Source organism: Acidovorax sp. SUPP950, from assembly GCF_030158935.1.
Classification (GTDB): domain Bacteria; phylum Pseudomonadota; class Gammaproteobacteria; order Burkholderiales; family Burkholderiaceae_C; genus Paracidovorax.
This window is the reverse complement of record NZ_BQXE01000008.1, coordinates 57,812-77,431: the sequence shown is the minus strand read 5'-3', so window position 1 is coordinate 77,431 and position 19,620 is coordinate 57,812. Positions and strand designations below refer to the sequence as shown.

Sequence of the window (19,620 nt, the reverse complement as noted above, 5' to 3'; positions counted from 1 at the left end):
CGGCACGGGGCCGGCGGCCCGCGGGGGGCAGATGGTTCTGGGTGGTGTGCGCAGCAGCACCCTCGCGTGAAACGGGCACCGCAGGCGCTCTAGCTCTGAGCCGGCACCGCAGGCGCACTAATTCTGAGCCGGCACCGCAGGCGCCGGACGGCGAAGCAGCAGCCAGCCGAACAGCGGCGCCGTGATGTACATCAGCACCGAGTAGATGGCCGCGGGCAGCGCCAGCGTGTAGCTGCCCAGCACGCTCAGGGCGATGAAGATGGCCAGCGTCGAGTTGTGGATGCCGATCTCGTAGCTCACCGCGGTGGCCAGCGGCTTGTCCAGCCCGGCCGCGCGGCTCAGGTAGTAGCCGGACAGCAGGCTCGCCAGATTGAACACCAGCACCGCCGGCCCGATCTCGGCGAAGGTGCTCGCGATCGAACTCCACTCCTTGGCGATGGACAGGATGGACACCACCGCCAGCACCAGCGCGCTGAAGACCTTCACCGGCTTTTCCATGCGCGCCGCGAAGGCCGGCCAGCGGGCCGCCGCGGCCATGCCCAACCCCACCGGCACCAGCACGATGGCGATCACCTCCAGGAGCTTGCCGGTCTGGATCGGCACCACCTGCCCGCTCTGGGCGAAGTGGGCGATGGCCGCGTTGGCGATGATCGGCAGCGTGACGATGGACAGCAGCGTGTTCACCGCCGTCAGCGAGATGTTCATCGCCACGTTGCCGCCGAACAGGTGGGAAAACAGGTTGGCCGAGATGCCGCCCGGCGACGCGGCCAGCAGCATGAGGCCGATGGCGAACATCGGCGACAACCCGAAGGCGCGGATGATCGCGTAGCACAGGATCGGCAGGCCGATCACCTGCAGGCCGAGCGCAATGCCCACGGCCTTGGGGCTGTGCAGCAGCCGCCGGAAGTCGGCCACCCGGAGGGTGAGGCCGAGCCCGAACATGACGAGTGCCAGCGCGCCGAACAGAAAGCGCGTGACGATGAGGGTGCTGTCCATCGGGGCCGCCGCGCTCAGTCGCGGTAGCCCGGGTCGGTGCGGTCGAGCTTGCGGATCAGCGCGGGCCAGACGAACTGCCCGCCCAGGCCGCCCGTCTGCACCTTCATCGCATGGCCCACCCCCTGCACGATCTGCGGGTGCACCCGCGTCAGCTCCCCGCCGCCCGACTGCGCGGCGATCTGGATCTGGCAGGTGGATTCGAACGTGTACATGGCCAGGAACGCATCCGCCACCGTCTTGCCGCAGGTGAGCAGGCCGTGGTTGCGCAGCATGAGGAAGTTGGCGTGGCCCAGATCGGCCTGCAGGCGGGTCTTCTCGTCGTCGCGGATCGCCACGCCTTCGTAGTCGTGGTAAGCGAGCGAGGCCAGCACGAAGGTCGACTGCTGGCTGATGGGCAGCACGCCGTCCTTTTGCGCGCTCACGGCGATGCCGGCGCGGGTGTGGGTGTGCAGCACGCACTGGATATCGTCGCGCGCCGCATGCACCGCGCTGTGGATCACGAAGCCCGCCGGGTTCACCGGGTGGGGCGAGTCGATCACCTTGTTGCATTGCGAATCCACCTTGACCAGGCTGGACGCCGTGATCTCGTCGAACATCAGGCCGTAGGGGTTGATGAGAAAGTGGTGCTCCGGCCCCGGCACCCGCGCGCTAATGTGGGTGAACACCAGGTCGCTCCAGCCGTGCAGGGCCACCAGGCGGTAGCAGGCGGCCAGATCGACGCGCAACTGCCACTCTTCGGCAGACACGAGTTGCCGGACTTCGGACGGGGAGATCGCATTCATGGACATTCCTTGGGGTGGGTGCATGGGACAGAGGGCGCCGGCAGCCGTCAGGCGGCGGCCGGCTGCGGCGGCTGCAGCGCCGCCTTGTAGAGGCTCTGGCGCGGCTGGGCCAGCACGCGCCGCAGCATCGGCATGAAGGTGTCGAGCGGCAGCGTCTCGGCATGCGGGTCGAACGCCGGGTTGTCGTAGCGCTCGCAAAACTCGGCCGTCTGCTGGTAGTGCGGGTGCCCCGCGAACTGGTCGCGCAGGTGGCGGTCCAGCCCGATGTGGTGAAAGAAATAATGGCCCTGGAAGATGCCGTGGTGCTGGACCATCCAGTGGTTGGCCTCGCTCACGAACGGCTGCAGGATGGCGGCCGCGATGTCGGGGTGGTTGAACGAGCCCAGCGTGTCGCCGATGTCGTGCAGCAGCGCGCACACCACGTACTCCTCGTCCTGGCCATCGCGCAGCGCGCGGGTGGCGGTCTGCAGCGAATGGGTATACCGGTCCACCGGAAAGCCGCCGTAGTCGCCTTCCAGGATGCGCAGGTGCGCCGCCACCCGGTCCGCCAGGCCGCGCGAGAACTGCATGAACTCGCCGCCGATGGTCTGCCAGTCCTCGCGCGTGCTGTCCTGCATGCGCACGAAAGTCGCCTTTTGATGGGTCTGCATCGTGTTGTCTCCGTGGGGGAACCGGGCCACTGTAGGCGCGCCCTGCCCCGCCAACTGTCCAATAATTGACAGTTCGACCCCTTGGTTTACCCGCCCGCGCCGGACCGCACACCGCCCTGCATGCCCCACACGCCCCCGCTGTCACCCGCCCAACGCCGCACCCTGGAAGGCAATCCCTGGTTCGCGGCCCTGCCCGCCGCGCAGCGCAATGGCCTGCTGGGCACGGCGGAACTGGTGCACCTGCAGCGTGGCGCCATGCCCTTTCGCCAGGGCGACCCGGTGGGCACGGCCGGCAGCGGGTTCTACGGCCTGCTGGCCGGCACCCTCAAGATCTCCACGCTGCGCGACGACGGGCGCGAAGCCATCCTGGTGCTGCTGGAGCCGGGCAACTGGTTCGGCGAGATCACCCTCATCGACGGCTCGCCGCGCACGCACGACGCCACCGCGCTCACCGGGGTCGATCTGCTCGTGGTGCCGCCCGCCGCCTTCGCCGCGCAGATGGCCGACCCCGTGTTCGCCAACGCCATGGCCACCCTGCTTGCCTCACGGGTGCGGGGCCTGTACAGCATGATGGAAGACGCCACCCTGCGCGGGCTGCGCGTGCGCGTGGTGCACCGCCTGCTGGCCCTGGCGCGCGGCGACGCCACCCAGTCCGCCACCTTGCGGCCCAGCGTGGCCGTGCCGCAGGAGGCGCTGGCCATGATGCTCGGCGTGACGCGGCAGACCCTGTCGAAAGAGCTCAACGCCCTGGCGCAGGAAGGCCTGATCGGCCTGCGCTACCGGCGCATCGAACTGCTGCACCTGGAAGCACTGCAGCGCGTGGGCGGCGCGAACTGAACGGGCCCGTGCCCACCGTGCTCGCCCGGCGGCGCGATGCCGTCAGCCGCTGAACACCGCCGTGCGCCGCTGCGGCCCCGCAGGGCGCAGTGCCATGCGCTCGGCCAGTGCCTGAATGCCTGCCTCCCCCTTCGCCAGGGCCGCCCGGCTGGTGTGCACCGAATACGTGCCCGTTACCAGATCATGCGGATGCGGCTCGGCGGACCCGATCACGAACACCGCGCTGCGCTCCTGCGAGGCCTGCAGCTCGATCGTGCCGGATGCGCCAAACACCGCCATCTCGCCGGTGGCCACCGCGTTGGGACCGACCAGTTGGCCGTGGCTGACCGCCAGCCAGGCCGCATCGTGCCCCTGGGGCGGCGCATACGTTCATGCCTGGCCGGGCTGCAGCGTGACGAGCAGGTAGTGAACGCCCTCCGGTGCCCGCACCGGGCTGCGAAGGCCGGCGTATTCGCCTAGGATCACCGTGACCGGGCCGCTGGCGGGCATGGCCTTGGCCTCGATGTACTGGCTGTCCACCGGGCCGTTTTCCAGTTCGGGCGGCAGGGCCAGCCAGAGCTGGAAACCCGCGATGCGCGGCGACTGCCCTGGTGAAAGCTCCTTGCCATGCCACACGCCGCCCCCGGAGCGCATCCACTCCACGCCGCCGTAGGCCAATTCCCCCTCGCCCGAGACCGCGTCGTCGAAGCGAAAGTCGCCCTCGGTCACCACCGTGACGGTGGCCAGCCCCGAGTGCGGGTGAATGGGCATGCCACCGGCAAACGACGATTCGCCCTGGAACAGATCCAGAAACACGAAAGGCTTGAGCACCTGGCCCAGGTCGCCAGGGCTCATCAGCCGGGTGATGGGACCGTGTCCACGGCCACGGGTGCGCCGCACGATGGTTCGCTGGGCGGAGGGGGAAAGCAAGGCGGACATGGTGGGGTGCTCCTGACAAAGAAGTGCTGGACAAATCTGCGCCGGTGCCACATCCGGTTTGCCGTGGCGCCGCTGCCCACCCAATGTAGAGACGCGCCCTCCATCTGCGAAGCCTATTTGATTGAATATGATCCATCTGCTTTAACGATGGATTGAGGACATCACCATGCTCGATGGCGTCTCCCTGGACCACCTGCGCATCTTCGTCGCCGCGGTGGAAACCGGCAGCTTCTCGGCCGCCGGCCGCCGCGTCGGCCGGGCGCAGTCGGTCGTCAGCCAGGCCATCGCTGGGCTGGAGGCGCAACTCGGCGTCACGCTGTTCACCCGGGCGGCGCGACTGCCCGCCCTCACCCCGGAGGGTCAGGCCCTGGCCGGCCGCGCTCGCGACATCGTTCGCGCGGCCGACACGCTCAAGGCCGAGGCACGCTCGATGGCCGCCGGCCTGGAGCCCGAACTGTCGGTCGTGGTCGATGTCATGTTCCCCATGGCGGCGCTGACCGACGCCATCGGCGCCTTTGCCCTCGCCTTTCCCGGCACCACGCTGCAACTGCAGGTGGAGGCACTCGGCGCCGCGGCCCAATGGGTGCTGGACGGGCGCTGCCGCGTGGGCGTGATGGGTTCGCTGCCCGTCATTCCGCCCGAGTTCGAACAGGTGCCGCTCATGGGCGTGCCCATGGTCACCGTGACGGCCCCGGGATCGCCGCTGGCCCAGCAGCCGGGCCGGCTGACTCGCCAGCAGCTGAAAGGCCATGTTCAGCTCGTCCTCACCGACCGCTCGCCCCTCACAGCCGGCCGCGACTTCGGCGTGCTGGGCGACACCGTGTGGCGCTTGGCGGACATCGGCGCCAAGCACGCCTTCCTGCGCGCCGGCCTCGGCTGGGGGCACATGCCCCGGCCCATGGTGGAAGACGACCTGCGCGACGGGCGGCTGGTGCGCATCCAGGTGGAGACCGGCGTGCAGGGCGATCCCATGCTGGAGATGAAAGCGGTCTATCGGCGCGACGCGCTGCCCGGGCCTGCGGGCCGATGGCTGATCGAGCGGCTGCGGCAATACCCGGATTGCGGCGAAGCGCGCGCGGCCCCGGCGGCTTGAGGACGGCGCGGCGCGCCCTCTCACCAGCACCGAACGGTCCGCCGCCTAACCGTCCACCGGATCGAGCGGCGTCTCCAGCGTGAGCTGGTAGAACGCCGCATCCAGCCACCGGCCGAACTTGAACCCCACCTGCGGCATCGTGCCCGTATGGACGAACCCCAATTGCCGGTGCAGCCGGATGCTCCCCTCGTTGGCCGCGTCGATGCAGCCCACCATCGCGTGCAGGCCCGCGGCCCGGGCCCGCTCCACCAGCGTTCGCATCAGCAGCGCGCCCAGCCCGCGCCCACGGCAGTCCTTGTGCACGTAGACGCTGTGCTCCACCGTGTACTTGTAGGCCGGAAACGCCCTGAACGTGCCCCACGAGGCAAAACCCATCAACGCGCCTTGCGCGTCGACCGCTCCCACCACGGGAAAGCCGTTCGCGCGCTTCGTGGCGAACCAGGCAGACATCGCCGATGGCGGGCGTGCCGCATAGTCGTAGAGGGCCGTCGAATGAGCGATGGCCTCGTTCAGAATGTCGAGAATTGCGCCCGCATGGGCGGCCTCGTCGCAGTCGATCAGTCGAACCTCGGGGATGGGGGTGTGATTCATGGGGAACATGCCGAACGGCGGGCGGACTTCAGCGCTTTGGAACAATCCGGCGGCATCGGCAGAACGCCCTGCGAAAGCGGCCCGCCGGCCCTGTTGCCTTTCATGCCACCATCGCCCCGTCCAGTAAAGTGGAATATGTTTCCATCTTAATGGAATCTGCGCACCATCCTGCACCAGAACCAAAACCGCGGACCCGGCTTCTTCGCCGGTGCAGCCGCCTGAAGGAGCCCGCACCATGCCCATCGCCCCTGCTTCCGACCCCACTCCCGCACCCGCTTGCGCCGCACCCGGCACATCCGTTTTGTTCTGGCGCGGAACGGCCAATGCCAGCCTGGAGCGGCTGGCGCTGCACGTCGCGCAGGACGGCATCACCGCATCGTCCACGGTGATCGGCCTGGAGGGCGGCGGCTTCCAGCTCACCCATCGCTGGCGGATCACACCCGACTGGCGCACGCAGTCGGTCGAGGTCGAGCGCTGGAACGCCAACGGCCACCGGCGGTTGGCGCTCGAGCGCAACGGCAGCGGCTGGACCGTCGACGGCAAGCCGCGCACCGATCTGGACGGCGCCGAAGAACCCGACCTGTCCGCGACCCCTTTCTGCAACACCTTCCCGATCCTGCGCACGCCGCTGTCCACCGGCAAAAGCCTCCGCCTGCAAACCGCCTTCATCGACGCACTGGAGTGGACCGTCACCCGGTCGCGGCAGCGGTACGACCGGCTCGGACCGAGGCAGCTGCGCTATGTGGACCTGGGCCTTTTCAGGGGATTCGAAGCTCTCCTGACGGTGGATGCCAACGGTTTCGTCGAGCGCTATGAAGGCCTCTTCGAACGCATCCGACCAGCCTCCTGACCCTGGTGCAGCGCGGGCTGCCGCGCCGGGCGGCGGCGCCTTCAGGCGCCCGTGCGGGCCAGGGGCAGCACCACCGTGAACTCGCTGCCCAGGCCCAGTCCCTGGCTCTCGGCCACCACCTCGCCCCCGTGGGCCAGCACGATCTTGCGCACGATCGCCAGTCCCAGGCCCAGCCCGCCTTCCGCATTCGATGCGGCGCCCGGTGCCTGGACGAACGGCTCGAACAAGTCGGCTACGGAGCCTGGAGGCAGGCCCACGCCGTTGTCCCGGATCGCCACCGCCACCTGGCGCTCGCCGCGCCATTGCACCTGCAGGGCGATCTCGCCACCGGGATCGGTGTACTTGGCGGCGTTGGTCAACAGATTGGCGAACACCTGGACCAGCCGCAGCGCATCGCCAGTGACCACCACGGGCGCATCGCCCAGATCGGCGTCGAGCCGGTGGCCCTTCTTGGCCACCAGCGGCGCGCTCTGCTCGAGCGCCTGTCGCAGTACCTGCTGCAGATCCACCGGCATCTTCGGCGGCGGGCTTGCGCGCATCAGCCCGGACAGGTCGAGCAGGTCGTCCGCCATGCGCGTGAGTTGCGCCACCTGGCGGCCAATCATCTCGCTGGCCCGCAGCACCCGTTTTTCATCGCCGGGCGAGCGCTGCAGCACCGCCTGCGCGGAATGGATGGCGGACAGCGGGTTGCGGATCTCATGGCCGAGGATGGCCATGGCGTTGTCCTTGGCACGGTTGCTGGCCTTGAGCTGCTGCATCTTTTCCGCCAGCGCCACGCGCGAGCGCCGCAGTTGCCCGCCCATCAGACCGATGCCCAGTCCGATCGCCAGGAAAAGCAGAAGCCGGGCCACGTTCTCTGGCTGCAGCACCTCGCGCAAACCAGCGCCGCGCTCGATGAACAGGTACGTGCCCACCGACGTGCCCAGCACCGTGGCCAGCAGTGCCGGGCCGAACCCGCCATAGATCGCGGCCACCACGATCGGCACCGTCAAAATGAGGTACGGCCCCTGCTGCCCCAGCACCGGATTGAGCAGGTAGCGCAACAGCAGCGCTGCCGCCACGGCGGCGACGGCGGTCAGATAGTGGCGATTCATGCACGCGATGATGCCAGGGCCTTGGCCCCTCTTTGCCGTGCCGCGGGCGCTCTGCGGCTTCTGCCGCAAAATCGGTCTCCCAACCCCTGCCCGCACCATGTCCGTCCACGAAACCCTGAAGGCCTGGGCCTGGCGCATCAAGCGAGACGGCGTCACGCTCTGGTTCGCCTGCAAGAGCCCCGCCACGCCGTGGCACGCGAAAGCCCTGGGCATGTTCGTCGTGGCCTATGCGCTCAGCCCGATCGACCTGATTCCGGACTTCATCCCCGTCCTGGGCTATGTGGACGACGTCCTCTTGCTGCCGGCGCTGATCTGGCTCACGGTGAAGCTGCTGCCCGCGCCCGTGCTGGCTTCCTGCCGAAGCCAGGCGGAAGAATGGATGCGCACGGAAGGCAAGAAGCCTCGCAGCCGAGCAGGGGTGTTTCTGGTTCTGGGGGTCTGGCTGGGGGCCGGCGTTGCGGGGTACCTGCTGGTTCAGCGCTGGTGGTAGCTCTATCGCTTTGCCTGCCGGTGCAGGCGAGCGGGCGGCGCTTTTTGCCTTTTCGGGCTCCAGCGCAATCAGCACTAGGGCATTACGCTACATATTTTATAGCAAACGCCTGCAAGCCCGATGGGCTAGCTAGCCCTTGGCGATACCCGCAGTGCGGACCATGCCCACCCGGCCGGATGCCTGCCGCTTGTCCCTGGTGGGAGGCTGACCATGCATGCGGGCGTATTCGCGGCTGAACTGCGAGGCACTCTCATACCCCACTTCGAAAGCGACCTGGCGCATGCTCTTGCCCTGCGACAGGATCAGCCGCCGCGCCTCCATCAACCGCAGTGCTTTCTGGAACTGCAGCGGCGACAGCGAGGTGATGGCCCGAAAGTGAAGATGGAATGCCGAGCGGCCCATGCCGGCCGCCGCTGCCAGTTGCTCGATACGCACCGGCCGCGCGGGCTCGGCCCGCAGGATCGCCACCGCGCGCGCGATGCGGCGCGCGTGGCTGTCGGGCAAGCCCAGGTGGCGGATCGCAGCGCCCTGGCGGCTCCGCAGCAACCAATGGTGGATCTCCCGGACCAAGCCCGCTTTGAGCACCGCGAGCGATTCGGGCCGGTCCAGCAGCCGCACCAGCCGGCGCACGGCATCGCGCAGATCCTCCTCATCGCCCGTGTCGGCCGCGTCGGGCGTGGCGGGAGGCGCATCGCACGCCGGCGATCCCAGGACCAGATCGCTGATCACCGCCGGGTCCAGCTCCAGCGCAACGGCCAGATAGGGCTGGGCAATGCTGGCCTGGCTGATGCGGCTGGCCGTGGGCACGTTGGCCGTGACGATCATCGTGTCGCCCGCCGCATAAGACACCGTGCGGCTGCCCATGGCGACCCGCTTGCGGCCCTGCAGCACCAGGCACACCAGAGGCTGCTCCACCGCATGCTCCAACGCGCTCGGCGCCGTGCGCCGAACCAGGTACAGGCCGCGCACCCGCGTGGCGGTGATGCCGCCCGTCCGTTGGTGCGTGGTGCCTGTGTAGCGCAAGACCGCTTGCGTCAAATCGTCGTCCGCCATGGCGCATTCTGGCCAGGAAGGCCGGCCCGGCACAACCGGCCTGGACGATCAGGCAAGGAATGCCGATCTTCGGGCACGCAACGGCGTGAGCGCGACCCTACAGTCGTTGCGTTGCACCGAACCCCGAAAGGCACCCATGACTCCGCTGTCGCCCCCGCACAAGAACCCGCCCGCCGCCGAACAGGCCCGCGCACCGCACCGGGGTGTGCAGGTGCTGGGAGAGCAAGGCGCCGAGGGCCGCAAGGCCTTCTTCATCGAGATCGAAGCCCGCCCCGGCCAGGAGGAGGCGGTGGTGCAGATGCTGCGCGACATCCGGGCCTGCGTCGAGGCCGAGCCCGCCACGGGTCCGTGGTTCGCCGTTCGGTTTTCGGAAAGACGATTTGCGATCTTCGAAGCGTTTCCCGATCTGGCGGGGCGGCAGGCGCATGTCGATGGCGGAGGGGGCGATATCTTTCGCGACGTGGCGCGGATGAACGCGATCCTTGCCGAGGCGGCCCAGGTGCATCGCGTGGATGTGTTGATGAGCAAGGACTATTTTTCTTATTGCCGGGATGAGTAAAAAGCCGTAAGGCTGACTGTCAAAGAAGGCAAAACAGGCTGGTTGGGGTCATCTGTTCAGCAAACGTGGACGCATTTCACATCCATCGAGAGTTCACCGATCTGCTTTGGCGTTGCGCGCACTCAGCAGACAAGCCGCCAAGTCACGCACGATGCGTGACTTGGGAAGATCCGGCCGAAAGATCAGCAAGGTTCGAAAGTGCAGCGCTGCAGAGAATGGGCGAAACACCACGCCCCGGGCCGCATAGCCGTCTGTGGCATAGGGGTTGACCAGCCCCACGCCCAGCCCTTCCATCGCCAGCGCGCACACGGTGGATGAATTGGGGGTCTCTGCCACCACCTTGGGCCTGACGTCGCTTGCCTCCAGAATTCGCGTCAGTTTTCTGCGCACAGTGTCCTCCGGCGAGAGCGCGATGAAGGCCTCCTCGTGAAGGTCATCCGGCTTGACCACCTTGCGCGCGCACAGCCTGTGCCCCTCGGGCATGGCACAGACTGCTTTGGGCGTGGCGAACAACTGGTGCTCCAGTCCCGCAACATCGATTTCGTCAGCAGCCAGACCGACCTCGAAACGGCTGCTCACCACCAACTCGCGCACGGTGGCTGAGCTGGCCACCTGCAAGGTGACGGCAATCGACGGGTGCTTTTGCCGAAACAAGCGCAGCGCATGGGGCACCAGGGTCGATCCCATCGCCGCCAGGCTGGCAATGCGGATGTCGCCCGTCCCAAAGTCCCGAATACGCGCTGCGCTGATCCGCAGTCTGTCCAGGCCCTGGAACGTGGTCTCCACATCACGAAAGAAGAGATGGCCTTCGGCGGTGGGCACCAACCGACCACGGACCCGGTCGAACAGCGCGAACCCGGTGGTCTTCTCCAACTCCAGAATGCTGCGGCTGATGGCCGGTTGGCTGATCTGCAGCAGGTCTGCAGCGCGGGACGCAGAGCCCGTCACCATCACCGCGCGAAAGGCTTCGATCTGACGAAAGTTCATTCACCACCTATCAGCTTTGTGCATAGACCCCATTGATCGCATCATTGATTGTTATCGATCTGGATTCTAAAGTTCTCTCATTCACCGGCCTACGAAACACGCGCACTGCCCCATGGTGCTGGTGGGTCGGCCCCACCAACATTGAAAGGACTACAGCCATGGATCGCAGATCGTTGTTGCAAAAGGGGGGTGCTGCCAGCGCAGCGATGTTGCTGCCCGGTGCTTCGCTGTGGGCGCAGGCGCCATACCCCGACAGGCCCATCAAACTGATCGTGCCCTGGTCTGCGGGCGGCAGCACCGATGTGCTGGCCCGTGCAGTCGGCCAGAGCATGGCCGATGGGCTGGGCAAACCGGTGGTGATCGACAACCGTCCCGGCGCTGCAGGCCGCCTGGGTGTGGACGCAATGGTGAAGTCGGCAGCGGACGGGTACACGCTAGCCATCATCGAACTGGCGCACGCGATTGCACCGTCGATTTATCAGAAGATGCCCTACGACATCATGAACGACTCGGCGGCGATCTCCACCCTCGGAGTCTCTCCCTTGGTCCTTGTCGTGGATGCGCAGAAGTACCAGGCTGGGCAGCACCAGAAATTTGTGGCCGATGCGAAAAAGGCGGCAGAGCCTCTGAGCATCGCCACCAGCGGCACGGGCAGCATCAGCCATCTGGCGGCGGGTCTGTACGCCAAAGAGGCCAAGCTGGAATTGCAGATGATTCCGTACAAAGGCTCAGCGCCCGCATTGACCGATGTAGCGGCGGGTGTTCTGAGCGGTCACTTTTGCACCTTGGCAAGCGCGAGCAGCCTGTTCAGTGCTGGAAAAATCGTGCCCCTGATGGTGACGGGCAATCGGCGCGTGCCACAGCTTGCGAATGTGCCCTCTGCCAGCGAGCTGGGGCTGAACACCATGGACTTTGGACAGTGGTGGGCGTTGGTGGCGCCGGTCAAAGTGCCCAAGCCCATCATCACCGCGCTGCACAAGGCGACGGCCACTGCGCTGGCGGACAAGCAGGTGCAGTCCCGGATCTCCAGCCTTGCCATCCAGCTGGGCAGTTGCTCTCCCGATGAGGCCCAGGCCTTCATACGCGCCGAAGCCATCAAATGGGCCAAGGTGGTCAACAGCCTGGGCATCAAGCCCGAATAAGCAGCCAGCAAGAGCCATCCGCATGCCCCCACAAGCCCACGTTTCTCCCGAAGCGCCCAACGACCAGTTTCGCAGCCTGTCACCCGCCGTCTGGCGCGCCTCCACCGTCCTGTTCGACACCGTCGCAGACTTCACTTCCCGCAAAGACCGCCTGTTTGACGGCTACACCTACGGCGTCACTGGCACCCCCACCACGCGCGCGCTGGAAGAAAGGGTGGCGGCGCTGGAAGGAGCCCACCATTGTGTCGCCGTGCCCTCCGGGCAAGCGGCGCTGTGCTTGATCGCCCTTTCCCTGCTCGAGGCGGGAGACCATGTGCTCATCGCAGACTCCGCCTATGGTCCACTGCGCACCTTCGCCCGCGACTACCTGCAGCGCTTCGGCATAGAACACGACACATTCGATCCCTTGGCCGGGGCCGGCCTTGCGAGCTGGCTGCGCCCCCAAACCAAGCTGGTGTTTCTCGAATCCCCAGGCTCTATCACGATGGAGATGCAGGACATTCCGGCCATCGTGGAGGTGACCCGGACAGCGGGCGTGCGCACGGTGCTCGACAACAGCTGGGCCTCCCCCCTCGGGTTTCGCGGCATTCCAGTGGGCGTGGACATCGTGGTGGAAGCTGCATCCAAACTTTTGAGCGGTCACTCCGATCTGCTCCTCGGCACCATCGCAACGGACAGCCGATCGCTGTACGAGGCGTTTCGGACCACGCAGAGCGTTCTGGGGCAGGCGGTGAGTGCCGAAGACTGTTTCCTCGCCCTGCGGGGCATGGACACGCTGGAAGTGCGCTATTCCCACCAGTGCGCCAGTGCGCTGGCCGTGGCCTCGGCGCTCACCAGCCATGACGCGGTGACAGAGGTCCTCTTTCCGCCGCGCCCCGGAGACCGTAGCCACACGCGCTGGGCAGCTTCGTTCACCGGTGGTGGATGCGTGCTGTCTTTTGTTCCGCACTTCCACAGTGATGCAGCCATTCACCAGTTCTTCTCGGCACTGCGGGTGTTCCAGATTGGGGCCAGCTGGGGCGGAGTTCATAGCCTGGCGGCGTACTACCCCGAAACAGAGCAACGCAAACGCAAGCACTGCGCATTCAGTGCGGGCATCGTCCGACTGTCCATTGGGCTGGAGCCTTCGGGCAAGCTCATCGCAGACCTTGAGCAAGCGCTGCATGCCGCTGGCGCACTGCCGTCCTGACCTCCAAGCCCTAGAGAGAAAAGAGCCATCCATGATTGAACGACGCCACTTTTTCCGCTACGCCACCGCCAGCTCACTGGCGGCGGCCATAGGCACTGCATCCGCAACGACGCCTGCCATAACAGGCACTGGCGCCACTTCGATGTCGGCCGCCGCAGGCTCCAGCGCACTGCAAATGGAACTGGCCGGGCTCTACGACGTGGACCGCACGGTGATCAACCTGGACGCGGCGTACTACGGGGCCATGACCCGTGAGGTTCAAGCCCATTACTTCGAGCGTTCGATGTGGGTGAACCGGTACAACTCCACGTTCCTGCGCAGCGCGGTACAAGGCATTCCGCGCGATCCCGAACTCAACAAGTCGCGCGCAGCAGTGGCCCACCTCATCGGCGCCACACAAGACGAGGTCACGCTGTGCGGCGGGGGGACGGAGGCCCTGTATTCACTCATCGTCAACTACCGGCCACTCAGCGCGGGTGACGCGGTGATCTATGCCGACACCGACTATGACGAAATGCAGTACGCCATGGACTATCTGGAACAAAGCCGGGGCGCCAAGGTCGTGCGCTTCAATCTGCCTGAGCCCCACACCCGCGCCAATGTGCTGCAAGCCTATGACAGCATCTTGCGCAACACACCGCGCGCCAAGTTGCTGCTGCTGACCCATGTCTCCAACCGCAACGGCCTTGTGCCACCAGTCGCCGAGATCGTGGCCATGGCCAAAGCGCGGGGCGTCGATGTCATTCTGGACAGTGCCCAGGCGGTGGGCCATATGCCCTTCGATGTAAAGACCTATGGCGCGGATTTCGTCGGTTTTTCGCTGCACAAATGGGTGGCCGCGCCGCTGGGTACCGGCGCCATCTACATCAAGAAGGAAAGACAGGCAGACATCCAGCAGTGGCTGGGCAACAAGATCTACAAAGCGGAGGACCTGCGCTCGCGCATTCCGACAGGCACCGTGGACGTGGCAGCCCGGCTCAGCATTCCCAAGGCCTTGGCCGTGCAAGAGCGCATCGGCCTGGAACGCAAGTTCGCCCACTTGCGTGCCTTGCGCGACTACTGGGTCAGCAGGGCGCGGGATGTGCCTGGTGTCGAGCTCATGCTGCCGCAGGAGCGCGACAACTATGGCGCGATCAGCGCATTTCGCTTAGCGGGCCTGCGCACCATGGAGCAGGCGCGCAAGGTCCAGGAGCGCTTCATCTCAAAGCACGGCGTTCTGGTGGTCGCGAAGTCAGGGTTAGCCTCCGGGCCTGTGATGCGGGTGACACCATCGCTGTTCAACACCAACGAAGAGCTGGACCGCTTGGTCGCAGCCATTCAGGCGGAGCGAAATCTGTTGGCTTGAGTTGCAGATGCTGCGGGACATCCGGGCCTGCGTCGAAGCCGAGCCCGCCACGGGTCCGTGGTTCGCCGTTCGGTTTTCGGAAAGACGCTTTGCGATTTTTGAAGCTTTTCCCGATCTGGCGGGGCGGCAGGCGCATGTCGATGGCGGAGGGGGCGATATCTTTCGCGACGTGGCGCGGATGAATGCGATCCTTGCGAAGGCGGCTCAGGTCCATCGCGTGGATGTGTTGATGAGCAAATATTACTTTGCTTATTGCTAGGCGGGATATTTAACAAGCCATGAGTGCGGTGCGGTGGTACCGAAACTCTTAGGGCCGGTTTCTGTTTGCTTCGGTGCCAAGCCAGGGAGCAATTGAGTGAAAAAGAACCATAGCTGTCAGGTCGGAATACCGACAACGACCTCCTCGGGACTGAACCACTCCTCCTGAAGCACAAAATTCTGGACTCGGTCCGGGGCTGAAGAATATGCAACGAGTGCGAGACTTTCCTTTGCCCGGCTTGTCGTCACATAGAACAGCCGCTTGGTGCTTTCAACGGTTTTTTCGCCCGCAGCCTTGCCCCCGAACAGATCTTCGTACTTGAAGAGAAAGCCCCTCGCCTCTGCGTCATCCATGATCACCATGACACGATCAAATTCAAGCCCTTTCACGCCTTGATGCGTGTCGAAATGCGCGTCCCCCGACAGGTATTCCATCATTGGCCTGATCTGAGAGAACGGCGCATTTAGGAAGGCTTGAATGGCTAGCGCTCGCTCGGTCCGCCGATCCTCGCGCTCATCTTCGTCGGAAGCCGCGGCTTCAGCACTTGCCTTTGACGTGCTGACTTCAAGGGATTCAGGAATTTCGAGGAGATTGTGTTCTGCGACGCAGCGCAGAACCTGTAGCAAGGTCGGATCGGCACCGTCTTTCCAAAGCTTCATCAACACGTCAATGGAAGCATTGACTTGCTTGAGGTGTTCCTGGGTGTCTTTAGCTACGCGCAATGCTTCTTGCGTGAGGCGCGGGGAATAGGCCTTGGCAATACGCGCGACGGCAAAGGGATCATCGCTATGCTTTGCATTCACAAGAGAAAGCACTTGTTCAGAAAAGAACCGCGATGCAGGCAGCGTCCCTTGGAGGAAGCTGGTACGCCAACCTTCCACGTCATAGAGTGGAGAGAAAGCATCAAGGAAGCCCAAACGAGATGCTGCCATCCGATGTTCAAGTGTCAGAGTCTTGATCGCCTTGGGCTCGTTCCACTTTTCATCACCCGTCGTCCTTGACATGTAGGCTGAGATCTTCTGCTCTGCGGCGGGCTTATTTGCTAAGTCGCTTGGCAGGATGAAGAGACGAACGACGCCATCAACTGCGGCGGAGATGGGCAGCTGGTGTTGCTGGTCTGTCGAACTACGGACCTTGTTGATCAGGGCGACCACCCGTTTGGGGCAACGGTAGTTGAGCTGCTTTCCCGGTGTCGCCCAATCTGGAGGGAGTCCCTGCCCCAGCCCTTCTTTCCCGTCGTTATAGATGCGCTGCATCATGTCTCCGAGCAGGCCAAGAAGGAACTTCCCTTTAAGCTTGGCTTGAACTGCAAAGAGCGCATCAATCAAATGCTTGTTGGTGTCCTGGCTCTCGTCGATGAGAAGGATTGGGTAGCGGCCCGTGAGGATGCTTTGCATGGCAGGCTTGGTCTGAAGGAAATTCGCCGTGAGCTGCAAGACTTCAGAGTGATTTAAAGCATCGCGCCCGCGGTTATCCCCGGTCGGGCTATACGTGAATGACTTGACGTTCGGGAGGTTCTGGAGGCGCTTGTTTTTAGACTCAATTTTTCTTAGGCGATCCGTCGATGCCTTTGTACCCTTTTTACCCTTGGCCTCCTCCACATTCAGCTTCGTGATGTCTTCCTCTAGGTCAACGCGCAGCCATTCACGGATATCGCGATTAAGACCTTCGATCAAAGACCAAGCGAAGCTATGAATTGTGCGAACGTCGATCAGCGGATCAAACAGCAGCCGTCTCTTGATTTCGTCACTGGCCGCGTTTGTGAAAGTGATGACTCCCACTCGTTGTCCTTTCACCCGAAGACGCCCGCTCAAATGCGTCTGCACGTGCTGTAGCGCGGCCACAAGAGAGCGCGTCTTCCCAGAACCTGCACCAGCGAAAAGAAAGAAGCTCTTCGGAGAGTCCAGACTCAAGCAAGCCGCGATCTCTTCATCAACATGAGCATCAGTGGTATCGGTCCTGGCTACGGTTGTCTGGGAACTCATACGGCGGCCTTCGTAGGCTCGGCGGCGCTTTTCGGCACCTTCTCTGGTTCAGTTGCTTTGCCTGAGATACCGTCTTCCTTGCGCTTAAGCTGGGCTGCAAGCCAGAGCAATCCGCTGTCGATGTAAGTCGGAACTTTCATCATGTCGATCTCGACACTGTCGAGAAGATCCATAGTGAATTCCGCCTTGCCGCCTTTCGCCAAGGCAACAAGCATTCCCTTGGCAAGATCGCCGATATCAGTAGCCTCATCAAGGCTTTTGCGAATCCGACCCAACAGTCCCGTGCCATCCATCTTCTGGAACAGGTCGAGATTTTCATAGACCAAGGCGTCTTCAAACGTATTGGCGAGTGCCTCTTTCTCGTCCGTGGATTTGAACTTGGCTGAGATGGGCTGCTGGTAGGCGACGCGAATACCATAGCCGCTTGGGTCGTTAAGGACGATCTCTTCGGGCTTCTTATCTAGCAGTGTGTCCAGATCCTCTGCCGCAGGAACCCAAGTCTTGAGCGTCTCATTGCGGGCCTTGAGGCTTGCGCCGCGCACAGGAGGGACTGCCGCTCCGGTCGCATCCTTCGCATCAAGGTCTGTGATGATCAACGTGTTCAACCCCAGATGCTCAAGCAGGGGCTTAAGCCTGTGCGCGTGACTTCCGCCGATCTCAAGCCAGGTGATGTAGCAACGGCGCAGATACTCATATTGATCACGCTTGCGAACAAAGTGCGGAACAAGAATGCGCTCGGCCGGTCCTTCGACCAGCACGGCACCATCCGCAAAGAACAGATCACAATGCGTTGCTTTGAGGTATCGCTTGACGAAGCGGCCCGTCTCCTTTCCGATTCCGAAGGTCTCGGATAGATTGACAACACATGACACCGGAACAGACCCGCCCACCGACTTGACAGGAAGCCGACGGAAGTACCGCAAGGAGGCGAAGTCGGCTTCATGCGCGAGATGGCTTGAGTGTGTGCTGACGACAAGCTGCGTGCGGAGGTCTGTCGCGCCCTTGAGCTTGTCGTGCTTGCGCAAAACGTCATAGGCTTGCTTGATGAAGACCTGTTGGACCTGCGCATGCAAATGCGCCTCCGGTTCTTCAATCAGGACAAGATGAAGAGGTGGAATTAGGGCTTCTTCAGGGTCCGTCGACTTGGAAGCCTTGCCAACCTTCATCCACTTATCGCGGAAGCTCATCAGCGCAAAGACTATTGAGACCAGATTCTGATATCCAAGCCCGTTTGAGTCTTCGGGGAGGCGATGTGCAAAACCTTCCCCCTCCTTCAGATGCGTGGGAACTTCGTACTGAACCGCCGAAGCATGGTTCAAACCATCAATGGGCTTGATGCTTGTGGTTATTGTGAGTTTCGGGTCAGTGACACCGGGATAGCCGATGTCCTCAAGTTCTTTCAGAGCTGCTGAAAAGCAGCTCGCCAAACGCTTGCCGAAAGCAGCTTGTGCACCGTGAAGCGCTTGCAAGGCCTGTAGGTCCTTCGGCTCGGGTTGATCAAAGGGATCAAGATGTTGGGCGTAGTAGTTGCGAAGCTGGCTGGATAGCTTTTTGCCACCCCGCAAGTTCCCATCCTCCTGTAAGTCGTCCCCTCGATTTGAAGCTTTAACAAATCCAAATCCGCGTTGGGCGCTGATTTCATCAATGCGAATGATTTTCTTGAACGGGTCTCCATCGATTGGCTCATTGCTAACGGGAAGAGTCTGAGGAATGGCGATGCCGTTCTTCGGCGCTACCAGCTTTTTGGGGTCTAGGAGATAGGCACGGACCTCAAAGGATGGCCGCAGGCGAAGCGACAGGAAGTCCATCATCGACTTCGGCCAGAGAGCGAAACCTTCCACGACAGGGATTGCTTCTGCCGTGTTCCCCTCTGTCAAAACTGGTATAGCGCCCATGACCGAAGCAGCAGCGAGCTTGGCCGCTAAGTACTGTTGTTTCAGGGCTTGGATGTCCTTGGGTTCGTAGCGCAAGCGAACGCCGATATATTCTCCTGCCCAATCAAGTGTGGGAAGGATCTTCTGAACATAGTGAAGCTCCTCTGTCGGAACACTCAGCCAGACATCGAGGTGCGGCAGAACTTCACCCCAATCGAACTCTGCTTCCTCCTCTCCGGGAACGGGGGCCTCCCACGCGATGGCCATCGCATCAAGCTTGGCCCAATGGGACAATGTGAAGTCATTGATGGAGAAGTCTGTCCGGTCAATAAGGAAGTGGCGAAGCGCCACCATGGCCGATGTTTTCCCACTGTTGTTCGCGCCAACGAAAACAGTTGTTGCCTCGGCAAAGTCCACTCGTACGGCGTGGAGCTTTCGAAAATTGCCGATTTCGACGTGTTGAATATGCATGGTGCCTCCCTGTATGTTCTAGCTCGACAGGCCCTTGAGTCAATGGGGTCACCGTCAAAAGTGTTATCCCCCGAGCGTGTATGTAACGAGATATTAAGACACTATCTTGCCGCCGTCCCCACGCCTAAACCAATGACTGCAATAAGTCAGCTATTGTTGGGTAGCGGTTACCAGCAACGACGGTTGCTACTCCGCTTTGGGTCATAAAACGAGAGTTCGAACAGCACTGAAGCAGTCACCGGCGCGACACAAGCCGTTTTGTGGGAGTTTTATGGCTGCTGCACCTTATATAACCACCATTCAGGCCTGCGACTCTCGCACACCAATGACAGCTTGGAGCCAGGTAGCGTGAATAAGAACGGCGGCAGCCACCGACGGCACTAGTGGCTTGGGAGAAGCCCAATACGCGTTAAATATTCACCCGGCTGCCGAAATGAACATGGCCTGCCATAGAC

The 19,620-nt window shown here is 63.4% G+C and carries 20 protein-coding genes; 9 read left to right on the top strand and 11 right to left on the bottom strand.

The window, feature by feature from the left end:
• Positions 1–117: 117 nt before the first annotated feature.
• From AVME950_RS22005 to AVME950_RS21995, 3 genes are read right to left on the bottom strand one after another with little or no spacing between them, the layout of a single operon-like run.
• On the bottom strand, positions 118–996 hold the full coding sequence (locus AVME950_RS22005; protein WP_284398860.1) for a bile acid:sodium symporter family protein: 879 nt from the start codon (positions 994–996) through the stop codon (positions 118–120).
• Positions 997–1,010: 14 nt separating this feature from the next.
• Entirely contained in the window at positions 1,011–1,778 is a 768-nt protein-coding gene (locus AVME950_RS22000; protein WP_284431462.1) for a class II aldolase/adducin family protein, read from the bottom strand.
• Positions 1,779–1,825: 47 nt separating this feature from the next.
• Complete coding sequence (locus tag AVME950_RS21995; RefSeq protein WP_284431461.1) at positions 1,826–2,428, bottom strand: HD domain-containing protein; 603 nt, start codon at positions 2,426–2,428, stop codon at positions 1,826–1,828.
• 120 nt (positions 2,429–2,548) lie between these two features.
• On the opposite strand from AVME950_RS21995, the gene AVME950_RS21990 reads away from it, so the two are divergent.
• The gene (locus AVME950_RS21990) at positions 2,549–3,265 is read left to right on the top strand and encodes a Crp/Fnr family transcriptional regulator (protein WP_284431460.1); all 717 of its coding nucleotides are present in this window, start codon (positions 2,549–2,551) and stop codon (positions 3,263–3,265) included.
• A 42-nt stretch (positions 3,266–3,307) separates the two neighbouring features.
• On the opposite strand, the gene AVME950_RS24340 is transcribed toward AVME950_RS21990, so the two are convergent.
• A complete protein-coding gene (locus tag AVME950_RS24340) occupies positions 3,308–3,559 on the bottom strand; it encodes a hypothetical protein (RefSeq protein ID WP_349817247.1) in 252 nt (83 codons plus the stop codon).
• Between the two features lie 75 nt (positions 3,560–3,634).
• A complete protein-coding gene (locus tag AVME950_RS24335) occupies positions 3,635–4,183 on the bottom strand; it encodes a pirin family protein (RefSeq protein WP_349817246.1) in 549 nt (182 codons plus the stop codon).
• Positions 4,184–4,349: 166 nt separating this feature from the next.
• On the opposite strand from AVME950_RS24335, the gene AVME950_RS21980 reads away from it, so the two are divergent.
• Positions 4,350–5,276, top strand: a complete 927-nt coding sequence (locus AVME950_RS21980; RefSeq protein ID WP_284431459.1) for a LysR family transcriptional regulator — start codon at positions 4,350–4,352, stop codon at positions 5,274–5,276.
• A 45-nt stretch (positions 5,277–5,321) separates the two neighbouring features.
• Here the strand turns inward: AVME950_RS21980 and AVME950_RS21975 are convergent, their stop codons facing one another.
• Complete coding sequence (locus AVME950_RS21975; protein ID WP_284431458.1) at positions 5,322–5,867, bottom strand: GNAT family N-acetyltransferase; 546 nt, start codon at positions 5,865–5,867, stop codon at positions 5,322–5,324.
• 235 nt (positions 5,868–6,102) lie between these two features.
• Between AVME950_RS21975 and AVME950_RS21970 the strand changes: the two genes are divergently transcribed.
• Complete coding sequence (locus AVME950_RS21970; protein ID WP_284431457.1) at positions 6,103–6,717, top strand: putative glycolipid-binding domain-containing protein; 615 nt, start codon at positions 6,103–6,105, stop codon at positions 6,715–6,717.
• Between the two features lie 41 nt (positions 6,718–6,758).
• Here AVME950_RS21970 and AVME950_RS21965 read toward each other — a convergent pair whose 3' ends face one another.
• Positions 6,759–7,811 carry a sensor histidine kinase gene (locus AVME950_RS21965; RefSeq protein ID WP_284431456.1) on the bottom strand — a complete coding sequence of 351 codons (1,053 nt, stop codon included), beginning with the start codon at positions 7,809–7,811 and terminating at the stop codon, positions 6,759–6,761.
• A gap of 97 nt (positions 7,812–7,908) precedes the next feature.
• On the opposite strand from AVME950_RS21965, the gene AVME950_RS21960 reads away from it, so the two are divergent.
• Complete coding sequence (locus tag AVME950_RS21960; RefSeq protein ID WP_284426678.1) at positions 7,909–8,301, top strand: YkvA family protein; 393 nt, start codon at positions 7,909–7,911, stop codon at positions 8,299–8,301.
• A 129-nt stretch (positions 8,302–8,430) separates the two neighbouring features.
• On the opposite strand, the gene AVME950_RS21955 is transcribed toward AVME950_RS21960, so the two are convergent.
• A complete protein-coding gene (locus AVME950_RS21955; protein WP_284431455.1) occupies positions 8,431–9,354 on the bottom strand; it encodes an AraC family transcriptional regulator in 924 nt (307 codons plus the stop codon).
• A 205-nt stretch (positions 9,355–9,559) separates the two neighbouring features.
• Between AVME950_RS21955 and AVME950_RS21950 the strand changes: the two genes are divergently transcribed.
• Positions 9,560–9,913, top strand: a complete 354-nt coding sequence (locus AVME950_RS21950; RefSeq protein ID WP_284431454.1) for a putative quinol monooxygenase — start codon at positions 9,560–9,562, stop codon at positions 9,911–9,913.
• Positions 9,914–10,006: 93 nt separating this feature from the next.
• Here the strand turns inward: AVME950_RS21950 and AVME950_RS21945 are convergent, their stop codons facing one another.
• Positions 10,007–10,900, bottom strand: a complete 894-nt coding sequence (locus AVME950_RS21945; protein WP_284431453.1) for a LysR substrate-binding domain-containing protein — start codon at positions 10,898–10,900, stop codon at positions 10,007–10,009.
• A 44-nt stretch (positions 10,901–10,944) separates the two neighbouring features.
• On the opposite strand from AVME950_RS21945, the gene AVME950_RS21940 reads away from it, so the two are divergent.
• From AVME950_RS21940 to AVME950_RS21925, 4 genes are read left to right on the top strand one after another with little or no spacing between them, the layout of a single operon-like run.
• Positions 10,945–12,042, top strand: coding sequence for a Bug family tripartite tricarboxylate transporter substrate binding protein (locus AVME950_RS21940; protein ID WP_284431452.1), 1,098 nt, complete (start codon positions 10,945–10,947; stop codon positions 12,040–12,042).
• A gap of 22 nt (positions 12,043–12,064) precedes the next feature.
• On the top strand, positions 12,065–13,231 hold the full coding sequence (locus tag AVME950_RS21935) for a trans-sulfuration enzyme family protein (protein ID WP_284431451.1): 1,167 nt from the start codon (positions 12,065–12,067) through the stop codon (positions 13,229–13,231).
• A 31-nt stretch (positions 13,232–13,262) separates the two neighbouring features.
• Entirely contained in the window at positions 13,263–14,576 is a 1,314-nt protein-coding gene (locus AVME950_RS21930; RefSeq protein ID WP_284431450.1) for an aminotransferase class V-fold PLP-dependent enzyme, read from the top strand.
• Between the two features lie 7 nt (positions 14,577–14,583).
• Entirely contained in the window at positions 14,584–14,835 is a 252-nt protein-coding gene (locus tag AVME950_RS21925) for a hypothetical protein (RefSeq protein ID WP_284431449.1), read from the top strand.
• Positions 14,836–14,951: 116 nt separating this feature from the next.
• Here AVME950_RS21925 and AVME950_RS21920 read toward each other — a convergent pair whose 3' ends face one another.
• Together AVME950_RS21920 and AVME950_RS21915 are read right to left on the bottom strand one after the other, a co-directional pair.
• Positions 14,952–16,820: a UvrD-helicase domain-containing protein gene (locus AVME950_RS21920; RefSeq protein ID WP_284431448.1), complete on the bottom strand. Its 1,869-nt coding sequence runs from the start codon at positions 16,818–16,820 to the stop codon at positions 14,952–14,954.
• Positions 16,817–19,165, bottom strand: a complete 2,349-nt coding sequence (locus tag AVME950_RS21915) for an AAA family ATPase (protein WP_284431447.1) — start codon at positions 19,163–19,165, stop codon at positions 16,817–16,819. Before AVME950_RS21915 ends, AVME950_RS21920 begins: the two co-directional genes overlap by 4 nt.
• Between the last annotated feature and the right edge of the window lie 455 nt (positions 19,166–19,620).